The organism is Bartonella sp. AD24XZML, from assembly GCF_042196485.1.
Taxonomy (GTDB): domain Bacteria; phylum Pseudomonadota; class Alphaproteobacteria; order Rhizobiales; family Rhizobiaceae; genus Bartonella.
The window spans coordinates 18,938-32,505 of sequence record NZ_JBHIQH010000077.1; the positions used below are offsets into that span (position 1 = coordinate 18,938).

General features: G+C 35.6%; 7 protein-coding genes. 3 read left to right on the plus strand and 4 right to left on the minus strand.

The features are described 5' to 3' along the window. Nucleotides 1–727: 727 nt before the first annotated feature. The 3 genes from der to ACFIMX_RS07325 all read right to left on the minus strand — a co-directional run bounded on the left by der (nt 728) and on the right by ACFIMX_RS07325 (nt 5,183). The gene (der, locus tag ACFIMX_RS07315; protein ID WP_375618448.1) at nt 728–2,152 is read right to left on the minus strand and encodes a ribosome biogenesis GTPase Der; all 1,425 of its coding nucleotides are present in this window, start codon (nt 2,150–2,152) and stop codon (nt 728–730) included. Nucleotides 2,153–2,156: 4 nt separating this feature from the next. Next, the gene (locus ACFIMX_RS07320; protein ID WP_375618447.1) at nt 2,157–2,828 is read right to left on the minus strand and encodes a tetratricopeptide repeat protein; all 672 of its coding nucleotides are present in this window, start codon (nt 2,826–2,828) and stop codon (nt 2,157–2,159) included. A gap of 582 nt (nt 2,829–3,410) precedes the next feature. Then, nucleotides 3,411–5,183, minus strand: a complete 1,773-nt coding sequence (locus ACFIMX_RS07325) for an SLC13 family permease (RefSeq protein ID WP_375633547.1) — start codon at nt 5,181–5,183, stop codon at nt 3,411–3,413. Nucleotides 5,184–5,537: 354 nt separating this feature from the next. Here ACFIMX_RS07325 and ACFIMX_RS07330 point away from each other — a divergent pair, with 354 nt between their 5' ends. Both ACFIMX_RS07330 and nhaA read left to right on the plus strand, forming a co-directional pair. Then, a complete protein-coding gene (locus ACFIMX_RS07330) occupies nt 5,538–7,244 on the plus strand; it encodes a hypothetical protein (RefSeq protein ID WP_375694249.1) in 1,707 nt (568 codons plus the stop codon). Between the two features lie 146 nt (nt 7,245–7,390). After that, nucleotides 7,391–8,749 carry a Na+/H+ antiporter NhaA gene (gene nhaA / locus ACFIMX_RS07335; protein WP_375618444.1) on the plus strand — a complete coding sequence of 453 codons (1,359 nt, stop codon included), beginning with the start codon at nt 7,391–7,393 and terminating at the stop codon, nt 8,747–8,749. A gap of 2,613 nt (nt 8,750–11,362) precedes the next feature. Here the strand turns inward: nhaA and ACFIMX_RS07340 are convergent. Continuing rightward, nucleotides 11,363–12,619: an aspartate kinase gene (locus ACFIMX_RS07340; RefSeq protein ID WP_375694250.1), complete on the minus strand. Its 1,257-nt coding sequence runs from the start codon at nt 12,617–12,619 to the stop codon at nt 11,363–11,365. Between the two features lie 188 nt (nt 12,620–12,807). On the opposite strand from ACFIMX_RS07340, the gene ubiG reads away from it, so the two are divergent. Then, complete coding sequence (ubiG, locus tag ACFIMX_RS07345; RefSeq protein ID WP_375640006.1) at nt 12,808–13,551, plus strand: bifunctional 2-polyprenyl-6-hydroxyphenol methylase/3-demethylubiquinol 3-O-methyltransferase UbiG; 744 nt, start codon at nt 12,808–12,810, stop codon at nt 13,549–13,551. The last annotated feature ends 17 nt before the right edge of the window (nt 13,552–13,568 follow it).

The window sequence follows — 13,568 nt, forward strand, 5'->3', positions numbered from 1 at the left end:
AAAAACAGTATGAGAACGTTGGTTTTCTCCTTTTATTCGAATAAACTTGCACTTTTCATTTTATGAAAATGATAATAATCAATGGTTTCTGTATGATCCTATTCGCAAAGTATTTTATATACGCCATTACAAGCCTCATCACGAAATGAGCTTGAGGGTATTAAGAGAACCTCCTTTAAATACAAGATATTAATAAATCAAAAATTTCAAATAGATTAAGCCAATAGAACACAATAAAATTTAACTATGATTACCATACCACTTTATACAATTTTAATCCACTTTTATAAACTTCGCTCCTTACAATTGAATATCTGTGGATATTCAGCAAATATTTTTGCTTTTTATTCAGACAAACAAGCAAAAGCGCTTATTCATAAGCTTTATTTTTATGAAACGATAATCTAATGCTGCTTTTCAAACAAGCATCATAATTATATTCCCCTACCCTCATATTGCATCTATTCTTGCACTTAAATAACCCATTAAGAGGATTATGTACTCTTTCTTAAATACTCCCTATTAAACTCTTCTCATGACATGCAAATAAATGATCTTTATCAAGATGAGAGAGCTCTATTCAATAGCGCTCATAATAAATGATTATCAATAAAATTAAAACTTTAGCAAATAAAACTTTTTCTTTTATGAAAAGAAAGATCATTAAAAAACTTATTTTTAAGATTCTTAAGTATAGATTTCATTCACTTAAAAAATTAAAGAATTATCATTTCTTCTTGGAACGTGTCGCAAAAGGATTATCAGAGGCTCGTAATGATATGCGAACGGGTATACCAGACATATCAAATGTTTCACGTAACCCATTGACAAGATAACGCAAATACGACTGGGGCATACTTTTGGGGCGCGAGCAGGAAATCATAAATCCAGGAGGACGTGTCTTAACCTGTGTGATGTATTTAACCTTAAGTCGACGTCCAGAAACCGCAGGAGGTGGATGATGTGCCACAACAGCTCCAAGCCATTGGTTCAATTTAGCCGTCGAAATACGACGATTCCATACACGGTGCATCATCATGACATTTTCCATCAGTTTATCAATCCCTTGACCATATTGTCCTGATAAAGGAACAGCTCTCAAACCACGAACTTGAGGAAGAAATCGCGCACATTTTTCATGCAAATCAATCAATGTGATCTGACTGTTTTCAATAAGGTCCCACTTATTGAAAGCAATAACTGGAACACGCCCTTCACGAATCACAAGATCAGCAATTTGTAAATCCTGCTTTTCAAAAGGTATCGTTGCATCAAAAACAATGACCACCACTTCTGCAAAACGAATAGCACGTAAAGTATCTGCAACAGATAGTTTTTCTAATTTTTCTTGAATTCTCGATTTTCGACGTAAACCTGCAGTATCAAAAAGTTTAATATGACGACCACGCCATTCCCAATCTACAGAAATAGAATCACGCGTGAGTCCTGCTTCTGGTCCTGTTAACAATCGCTCTTGTTTCAACATACTATTGATAAGAGTGGATTTTCCTGTATTGGGACGCCCCGCAATTGCAATCCTAATGGGCTTACTTTCATCGTAAATAAGCTCCTCTCCTTCCAAATCCTTTACATCATCACCAACAGATGCAGGTTGTATCATTCTATCTTCTTCTTTGTTGTTGCCAAAAGCATGCTCTGACCCAACAGCATCTATAATTGCGTCACGCAGATCACTAAGTCCCAAACCATGTTCAGCCGATATTGGGCAAGGCTCCCCCAAACCTAATGACCACGCCTCATACTCTCCTCCTGTTGCCGCTCTTGACTCAGACTTATTGGCAACAAGCACAATTGGCTTTCCTGATTTACGAACCAATGAAGAAAAATTTAAATCACTTGGTGTTATTCCGCTCTTTGCATCAAATACAAATAAAATAAGATCCGCTTCATCAATTGCAACTTTTGTATGAGAACGCATACGCCCCTCAAGTGTATGATCACCTGCTTCTTCCAGCCCAGCCGTATCAATCACATAAAAACGTAGATCTTGAAGTTTTGCCGTATGAATACGCCGATCACGTGTTACACCAGGCTTATCATCAACCAAAGCCAATTTTTGCCCAACCAAACGATTAAATAGTGTTGACTTCCCAACATTGGGACGACCAACGATAGCAATGGTAAGGCTCATCGATTTATTCCTTATTTGCCTTGCCCTCTGCTTGTATAAGCTCAAGCATCATTCGAGCCCGATCTGTTATTTTTAAACCCAAAGAACCTTCTTCAGAAATTTTCTTAAAATAATAAACCGCCTCATCCATTTTATCCGCCTTATAAGCAGCTAAGCCTAAAGCTTCTCTTGCAGACATACGCATAGGATCGGTATCACTTGCCATATCTTTGATGCGCTTTTCAACATCAGTTAATGTCCCTGTATCAACCAGAATATAAGCCGCCCGAATTTTTGCAACTTTCTGCAAAATCTGCGGTGCTTTCTCGTCCGCTGCAACAGAATCAAAGATCTCCACTGACTTAATAATATCACCTTTCTCCATGAGTAAAGAAGCCTCACGTAAACGAGCAAGAAAAGGATACCCCCCAAAATGAGAGGTTTTAACCGTTTCTAATTGCTTTATCGCTTTATCAAAATCACGTGTATCCGCAAGATCAAGACTCTTTACAAATGCATCACCAATATAACCAGCTTTCTTTATTTGTGTATGATGATAAACTTGATAAGCAACTATCATGAATATAAAAAGAATAGCTGCTCCAATAATTGAAAAACCATACCGTCTCCAAAAAGCAAGCGCCTTTTCCTGACGAAATTCTGCATTCACTTCAGCAATAAAACTATCATACGACATATATCATACCTTGAAAAAAGTTACTTCACCTATGCTTTTACGCATAAATGGATAAAGATGGTAGCCCTAATTAACTAAAAATCTTTAAATTGCTCGTTTATTTATTTTAAATCAACATGTAGCCAATTCAATCAGATTTTTGCAACAGTCTTAATCGAAAATGATGTAAGCACCCTGTTTATTCACATTACAGCCTTTACATATATTGAGTCTTATGAAAAATTCACTGCCTTAATATTTATCATGATTGCCTATCATCTCAAGCGAACTTTCTCCCCATTATATAGAGGGATAATCTTTTGAAGTCTTCAACCGCAATCGTTGGTTGTATTGAATTATACAATTATAATAGAAAAACTAATTCTTGAAAAAACTTGAATAAACAGTAAATTTCCACGAATGTCTACTAAAACCAAATAGATAAAGTTTTATCTGTATCAAAAATACCGAAGCGCCGTGATTAAAGTGTGGTATAATTCCAAATCTTCAGTTAAAATTCTATATACAAAGTGTATCCCTTCAGCTTATCTTCATGCGATTAACAACTTTTTATAATTGATCCTTAAAGTTTTTTAAAATATCCTATTGTAAGGGCCAAACCCACATAAGCATTGGAACAGCAATAATAACGATCAACACCGCCAATGGAGCACCCAAACGTGGATAATCACTAAAACGATATCCTCCTGGCGCCATCACGAGCATATTACTTTGATGTCCAATAGGTGTAAGAAACTCACAACCCGCACCAATTGCAACAGCCATCAAAAAAGCTTCAGGCTTATAATGAAGGGAATGAGCAAAACTTGACGCAATTGGTGCTACCATCATCACTGTTGCTGCATTATTCAAAAATGGCGTGACCAACATAGCTGTCACCAACATAAGCGCTAAAGCACCGGATGGCGGGAAAAATATTGCCAATTGGCTCAGCCATTGACCAATGAGATCCGTACATCCTGTTTTCTCTAACGCTTCACTCACTGGAATAAGAGCCGCTAATAGCACTAATATTGGGCCATCTAATGCCTGATACAGATCACGCGCGGGTAAAACACGAAAGATCACCATTGCAGCAGCAGCAGAAAAGAAAGAAAAAGCAACTGGAACAATATGAAAAGCTGTAAAAATAATTGCTATAAATAAAACAGCTAAAGAGATGAAACCATGTCGTAAATTTCCAAACACAATATTTCGTTTTGCTAGGGGCAAGCATTTCAATTCTCTTAATAAATTTGGAATAACTGCATCCTGTCCTTGCAAAACAATCACATCTCCAAGATGGAAAATAATATCATCAAGTCTTCCCCGCACCCTTTCATGTTGACGACTTAACGCAAGCAAATTTACATTATAGTGATCAAATAGGGAAAACTCTTTCGCACTAATACCAATAAGAGGTGAATTATGGGTAATGACCGCTTCAATAATATCAATGTCACTGTCCTTATCACCTGCAGCAATAGTTCGCCCCTTAGAAAACTCTAAACGAGCAGAGTTCATCACGCTATCTAACCCTGTATGTGATCCTTCCAGCAAAATAATATCATTTTCAGACAAAACAAAATCTGGTAATGGTGAAATAGATACTTTGTTTCTGATGATTTGAATCACCATAACATCACCACTTGATGGCTTAACCAAATCAACAATATTTTTTCCCACAATCGGTGAATTTATTGGAATATGCACTTCTGCAACATAATTACGAATATCAATGGCATCATCAAACGATACACCTGAACGTACACGCACAGGCAAAAGCCAATAAAAAAGAACCAAATATAAAACACCAGCCGTCGCAATAACCGCACCAACTGGTGTAAAATCAAACATAGTAAAAGGTGTTCCTGCTAAACGTTCTTGCATCGCTGAAATAACAACATTGGGAGATGTTCCTATCTGTGTCATAAGCCCCCCCAACAAAGAACCAAAAGCCATGGGCATCAAAAAGACAGAAGGAGAAACCTGAGAACGACGTGCAAACTGAAAAGCTATCGGAAGCATAATCGCTAAAGCACCAATATTTTTAACAAACATTGATAATACGACAACAGAAAGAACCAAAAAAGCTAATTGAAGACGCACCGATTTCACATCTGGCCATATCCGTTGGATAATAAATTCCATTATACCAGAGCGAGATACAGCAGTACTGACAACAAACACACTCCCCACGATAATAACGATATCATTACTAAAACCACTAAAAGCTTCCTTCGGACTAACAAGACCAAGGGCACAAGCTATTAATAATGTACAAATAGCAACAAGATCATAACGAAATCGATCCCAAATAAAAACAACCATCATGAGACCAATGATCGAAAAAGCCATTATTTGATTTTCTGTCATAACACTTACCTCTCCCCTTTAAATTATAATGAACAAGAACATATTTTTTATGTTTTAAATATTCCTATAAACAGCAGCAAGATAAAAGCAGACATCGGAATATTTTAGGATAATTTTAAAGTGATAAAAAATTATGATGCGCATAAACTTGCCTCTCCTTATTATGCGTGCTTTTCTATAAAGTGCTGAACCCAAAGAAAATTGATAAAAGTTGATAAAGCTATATTGCAAAAAAGATGAGAATAACTCTAATATAGAGAGTAGATAATTGTTGAAACTGGTACACGCTATATTTAAACCTTTGTCGTTGCTTAAAAGAATTTATCTTCACTCTCAATTCAAAGAGTGATAAAAATGAAAGAAGAAAGAATGGTCAATCTTAATAGTGGGTATCAAAGTAACCTCAGATATTGGCTCACTTGCATTATTGGATTTGTTGCTATCTTGGCAATTATAATTGTTGGTGGATTTTATATTGCAAAACCCTATCTTGACAGTTTTGTAAGAAAAGAAATAGCCCGTCATTCCATAAAAGCCGAAACATCTGAAGTAAGCATTCTAGGTAAAATCAATTTGAAGAATGTGACAATACCTGTTCCAGCTGGTACATCACTTAAAATTGGTGCCATTTCTGCCCGTCCTCCTCTTTCCTTTATTCCCGGAACTTTTACATTTTATAATGTTGATTTAAAGCATAATAATATTCATGTGCAAATTCCCCAAATTTCTCTTCGGAATGTATCCTTAAAAGAAAAAGATAGAACGATAACATCACGTCTTTTACAATCAATGATGCGTATTGAGCTTTCCTCAATTATTGCTCCCAATATACAACTTTCTATAGAAAATAAAAATAACCGAACAGAAACGGTTGAAATCAAGAATTTCCAGCTTTCTGATTTTAGAAATAACCATATCCATTCAGTTAGTATCAAAAATATGGATCTTAAAACGGTCGTAGCAAATGGTGCCAAACAGATGCAACTTATGGCTAAAAGTGATACAATAAAAGCCCATGATATCGACATCAACTATGCCTACTCTATCATTTTTGGAAAAAACAATGCTCTCAATCAAGGTAAAACCGTTACTGGCCCCATTTCTTTGAATAATATAAATGTCGATATTTTTGAAGAAGCAGAAAAAAACAGCTCTTTCTTCCTTGGGCAATTTAAAACATCTGGTTTAAAGATGAAACCGCTTGAGCAAACTCCTGAAAATTTAATCAAAGCTTATCTTAATGCAAGAAAAGAGAATAATAAAATCGCTGAAAAAGTAGCACAAAATGGTCTTCTTCTAAACATACTGCTCGCCATTACCTCAGCGGATGCCAAAGTTGATAATATCACCGTTGATATACCGCAGTTGAAAGCAACGCTCGAATCATTCCAATTCAAACCAAGTTTGTGGAAACAACCTATCCCTAAAAAGCTTTTTCTTTCTCTCAATAACCTTTCCGTTTTACCTAAAAAAATGAATGAAAAAGACTTAGATTTCTTCAAAAATCTGAACTTTGAGCGCTTTAATGTTTCAGGAAAAATTGATATTTCTTACGATGAAAAAAAACGTATACTCTTTCTTGATACAATGTCTTTCAATATGAAAAACGTTGGATCTGGGAACATATCGGCTAAGGTTATTGATGTTGATGAAAAGCTTTTTTCGGGTCAGAAAAATATAATGATTGCTGCGTCTCAAGACCTTGGCATCAATGAAATTGATATACAATATACGGATGCAGGTTTCATTGATAAGCTTTTTTCTTATCTTGCGCAAAATCTTAATGACAGCCAACATGATCTAAAAAAGGAACTTTATGACGATTTCTATCTAATGATGACGCAGACCCCAAAAATTCTGCTAAAAAATCATGACGAAGCAGAAAAAATTTCAAAATCCTTAGGAGAATTTGCTAAAAATCCACAAACATTGATCGTTAAAATTAAAGCAAACGATAATAAAGGTCTCGCAATAGTTGATCTCGAATCTGCTCTACAAAATGATCTATCTAAGGCTTTAAGCAAAGTACATCTCACTATTAAAAATGAAACATCACCTTAAACATTTTGTGCTTTAAACATGATGATCTTGCCTATAAATTAAGAACTTTGTTCCTCTTTTTTCTTTTGTATGATACAGAAGGTATCATACAGAGTCATTTATACAGAGAATATAGAATCTAAAATTGTCGATGCTTGGAGTTGTTCATGTCTGATTTATCTTCAAATCGCCTGCCTAATCGCGCTTCTCGTGTCACTAATCAAGCGCTTTCTGCTATCGAGCGTTTTCTCCATATTGAAGCTCTTAGTGGTGTTGTTCTTTTATTAGCTGCTGCTTCTGCACTTATTTTTGCCAATTCTAAATATGCTGCTTTCTATGAATCTTTTTGGCATACACCTCTTGGCTTTAATTTGGGTCATTTCACTCTTTCATGGGATTTACATTTCTGGGTTAATGATGCCCTTATGACTATTTTCTTTCTCGTCGCAGGAATGGAAATTCGACGCGAAATTCATGAAGGTGCTCTTGCCGATTTTAAACAAGCAATCTTACCAATTGTTGCTGCAATAGGAGGCGTTTGTGTTCCTGCAATTATTTACTTTATCTTCAATTTTAACGAGGGACATATCCGCGGTTGGGCTGTGCCAACAGCAACAGATATTGCCTTTGCTCTAGGTATTCTTGCTCTTCTAGGAAAAAAAATTCCTTCTAATCTTCATATTATTCTTCTATCATTAGCGATTATTGACGATATTATCGCTGTTCTTATTATTGCTTTTTTCTACTCAACAAACATTGATCCTAGCGGTTTAATGATTGCAGGAGCAGGTATTGCTTTGGTACTATTTTTTCAGTGGATCGGGCTTGCATCAGCATGGCTTTACATTTTACCTGGTGCAATCATTTGGTGGGGTTTAATGGTAACAGGCGTTCACCCATCGCTTGCTGGCGTAATCTTAGGGATGATGACTCCCGTTCTTCCCACCCGTACTCTTGTAGCGCCACTCACCATGCTCAGTAACGCTATGCAAATTCTTCAAGAAAAAAATACAAAAACAGATCTACATCATATTTCAACAGCATTGAAAAAGATGCGCAAAGGACAACGGGCCATGATTGCCCCAGTAACACGTGTTCAAAAAGCATTGCATCCATGGGTTGCGTACGGTATCATGCCAGTTTTTGCCTTCGCAAATGCAGGAGTAAGTTTTGCAAACTTTGATCTTTCTTCTGACAAATCATTCTTGATTGTTCTGGGTGTTGTCATTGGTCTTTTCATCGGTAAGCCTCTTGGTATTATCACTGCCAGTTATATAGCTGTAAAATCAGGGCTATGCCGCCTACCCCCTCATATGACCTGGACAGGCGTTTTACTCATTGGTTTTTTAGCAGGAATTGGCTTTACAATGTCTATTTTTGTTTCAATGCTCGCTTTTAAAGATATTATTCTGCTTGATGCGGCAAAAATTGGGGTCCTTTGTGGCTCAGGTTTATCTGCTCTTATTGGTCTGGGATATGGATTTATTTATATTAAGCGCAATAAAGGAATTTCTCATAGTTCCTAACAAACTAACTGAAAATACATTTTTATGCAGAACTTTTAAAAAGCGATTTCGCTCATTTGTTGGGTTCGGACGATATTTAATGTAAAAGCTGTTGTCTCGCCTCATCTTTACACTTATAAAGGAGAAAACTAACATCATCATACTATTTACGAGCTTCTAATGTTGCAACACCTTTGACTCTTAAGAAGTCTTATAAGAGATATTTTATTCCTTTCTTCAATATTCTTTTACTCATTCACCAGCTCCACTCATGATATGCACAGAAATGATTTTAATTGTTTCAATATAAAAGGCTTCGTGGTTTCATAAAAGCTGCCTTTCGTCGGGACTATTATTCACTATAAAGAAAAAATTAATTATTATGAATCAATATCTTATGTTTAATTATACGAAACAGATAAGAATAAGCAAAGTTCAATAATCAGTTAAGTAATTCCATGGTTTATTTTTTTCCAATAAACCACCCTCCTCGTTACTGATTTTATTGCCGGTATTCTAAACAACTTTAATTTTATCTTCTTAAAAAGCACATTATTGTTGGGTAAAAATATTTAATTTATCATTATAAATCTTGAATGAAATTCAAATATCGTATGATTTCTTCATTTCAAATCTGTACATGATGAATCAATCAAGACTATTCTCTTACACGTCACAAGCCGAAGAGAAATATGGATTATTGAGGAAAGAAATAAGAATGCTTCATCATATCCATACAAGAGCTGTTCAACACGAAAACTAAAAATTAAATGATAACGGCCAACTGACACCTTTGATCTAAGAAGGAGATGGGGCCCAATAAACTTTACGTTATGCCATCCACAAGCGCCATAATAGTAGGGGAGCTTGGGGGGAGATATTTCTTCAAAACAAGCGCGTAAATTGGCACTATAATAGCGTTTTTTTACGTGAAAGGCATATATGATTTAATAACGCAATAAACAAAAACGTGAACCAATGTGTAATATCCATTATTTAAAAGATATTGCTGTCAATCCCTTTGAAAGTTGTAAAGCAGAATTAAAAGAAAGTTGTAAAATGGAAGTTGGTTTTCACTTTTATGGCTTCATATTCTCCCCCAATTAGGTTTTATCTCCATTCCAGAAATTACCCCAACAGGTATACGCAACATCCTTGTTCCTATCTGACATACAAAAACAGGAGTTGCTCGTAGGCCCCTTACCCGTCTCAATATATATCGTCAAACATGCATCTACGCTGATATTAGATATTGATACAGGTAACAAAAAACAAAAGATTTTTTTGGAATAACAACGTCATAACATTACTACTAGATTGACAATGGAGTGGAAAAATATTCCCGTTTTTTATCATCGACACATCGCTTATCTCACTCCATGAAAGAATTAAACTTGAAGCATGCTTTCACAGGAAGCACTCTAGTTTACGTAATTAACTCGCAGGAAAAAAGAAAATCCTAGTCATTTAGACTATTCTAAAACATATGATTGGTGGAAAAATAGAGCATATATATCGTTGTTTTCCCCTTTTTCCGCTTTTATTTGATATTTATTTTCTTTTTGTTTAAAGAGCTCGCTCTATATTTCTTGATACCATAAAATACTCTTTATAGATAATTTAAAAAGCAATATTTCCGAGACTTTCGAATTTATACAACACCACATAAAATACAAGAAGAGTAAAATAATATGGCTATATTTCTCACAAGAAGAGCTTTACTTACAAAGACCACCATTTGCAAAATATGTAAACATGATAAGAAACTAGCACGATATACTGCAAAAACGAAAGAATGTATTTCATGTGTGATTGGCAGTATGACACAGAAAATACTTATAATAGAGTAGTTAAGGGAAGAAAGTTAACCTAAAGAACATATGGAGGTATCAAAAACTTTGAAAATCTTAATCATAATTCAAAAAAGAGAAATAGACATGAATAAAAAATTAAGTAATAAAATCATAAAAGCAACACACTGTAACATTATCATTAGTTTTGATCTATATTTACATGATTTTATGAAAAGTACTTCTGAAGAAGCTATAAACGCATAAGATATGGTAATTTTATAACTTATAGTGCAACATAAATATTGTCTATAAAGATAGATTTTTTTATTGCCTCATAATACGGAAAAATTAAATTTTCAATATATACATAAAGTCATAAACAATCATTTGATGACAAACTAAACATCTCTAGAAAATACATCATCAATTCTATTTTTGGTAATTCCGTCACTAATCCAATGAGCGCCCATTTCTCTAAAATTTATAATATTAAATCTGTATTCACGAAGCTGTCCCTCATGTAACATGCATCCTTTGAATAAACGCAGTGCATTGTTCCTTAGTTCTATTAAGGCTTATCGTAAAGTCTTCTCCATCCCACTCTATAGGCTCTAAAACGTTTATAGACGGCATATTTTATATCCCTTCTTAAACAGAGTTTTTTACCTAAACATCTTTCTCTTGTAATATATAAGTGACCATTTTAAATTCATCATGAATAAGTTTAAAATAAGAGAATTCTGCTGTATTAAATATTCCATTTAAGTTTAAAATATAAATTATCCTTAACAAAAATTATTAATATATATTAAAGCTTTACGTTATTGAAACTAAAAAATACTTATCCCTTATCAAGTGCATAAACAGCATGTAATGTTCTAACCGCAAGTTCAGTGTAAGCACTATCAATCAAAATAGAAATTTTAATTTCTGAGGTCGTAATTGCTTGAATATTAATACCCTTTTCAGCCAAAGCCTTAAATGCTGTAGCGGCAACACCTGCATGACTACGCATTCCAATACCAATCACAGATACCTTGGCGAGATCGCTTTCAAATTGGAGAACATCAAATCCAATTTCTTTGCGATTCTTCTCAAGAAGTGTAACGGCTTTTTCTACATCTGATGATGGTACCGTAAAAGTCATATCAGTTTTTGAGCCATCTTCAGAAATATTTTGCACAATCATATCAACATTAATGCGTTCTTCAGCCAAGGGACCAAAAATTGCTGCCGAGATCCCTGGACGATCAGCAAGCCGCCGAAGGGAAATTTGTGCTTCATCCTTAGCAAAAGCAATACCAGTAACATTTTGTTGTTCCACAATTTCATCCTCATCGCAAATAAGTGTTCCAGAAGAACTCATTGGATCCTCCATGCCTAACGCATCAGGATTCTCAAAACTTGAACGCACAAAGGTACGAACCTTATGAACCATTGCCAATTCAACAGAACGAACCTGTAAAACCTTTGCACCAAGAGAAGCCATTTCTAGCATTTCTTCAAAAGCTACTTTTGGTAAACGACGCGCTTTCGGCTCTATACGTGGATCCGTTGTATAAACACCATCCACATCCGTATAAATATCACAGCGATCAGCTTGTACAGCAGCGGCTATAGCAACAGCACTTGTATCTGATCCTCCACGTCCTAAGGTAGAAATCCGATTATCCGGAGTCACCCCCTGAAAACCAGCAATAACGGCAACCTGACCTTCCTGAAAACACTCGATTAAAAAAGATCCATCAATATTAGTAATACGTGCACGGCCATGCGCATTGTCTGTATGAATAGGAATTTGCCAACCAAGCCATGAACGTGCATTCATCCCCATTTCTCGAAGTGTCAAAGCCAACAAACCTGACGTAACCTGTTCACCAGAAGCAACCACAACATCATATTCACGAGCATCTCTATGCATAGAGGAAGCATCACTTGTCCACTGAACAAGTTCATTTGTTTTACCAGCCATCGCAGATACGACAACGGCTACCTCATTGCCTGCATCAACCTCTCTTTTGACATGCCGTGCAACATTATGAATACATTCAATGTTTGCTACAGATGTTCCACCAAATTTCATGACAATGCGCGCCATTAATAACACTCTTACCTTTACATCTCTTATCTCAAACAGTAATGAGAATTAGATGCTGTATCAACTAACCATTTTCTCGACATAGCGAATATCTATCATTTGTGCAAGTTTCATTATGATTATATTAATTTCTCTTGACTTTGTATAAAATCTACTTGACCTGATCATTAAAAATAAAGGAAGGCAACATGATCGATGAAACACAAACGACTATTGATCAAAGTGAAATTGATCATTTTTCACGTATTGCTACAGAATGGTGGAATCCACAAGGAAAATTTCGACCTCTTCACCAATTTAACCCAACACGCCTTGCTTACATCAGAGAAAAAATCTGTTTAGAGTTTAATCGTGACCCTTCTTCACTTACGCCCTTTCACAATTTGAAAATTCTTGATATTGGCTGTGGAGGAGGCTTGTTATCTGAACCAATGGCACGTCTTGGTGCTATGGTCGTAGGCGTTGATGCTTCACAAACGAATATTGAAGTCGCAAAAATTCATGCAGCCCAAAATGATCTTTCCATTGATTACCGTACCACTACGGCAGAAGCACTCGCCAATGAAGGAGAAAAATTTGATATCATCCTTAATATGGAAGTTGTTGAACATGTCGCTGACGTTAATCTCTTCATAGCAGCTACAGCAAAAATGTTGAAACCACAAGGGTTGATGTTTGTCTCAACACTCAACCGCACATGGAAAGCATGGGGGCTTGCTATTGTAGGCGCTGAATATATTCTACGTTGGCTTCCTAAAGGAACCCATGATTATAAAAAATTCCTAAAACCTCTAGAACTTAAAAATTTCTTATCAAAAAACGCTCTGACTGTCATTGATGAGATAGGTATTACTTATAACCCATTAAACGACAGCTGGAATCGCTCAAAAGACATGGGCGTTAACTATCTCCTTCTTGCAAAACGGTCTTAAGAATATGTAATTTACAA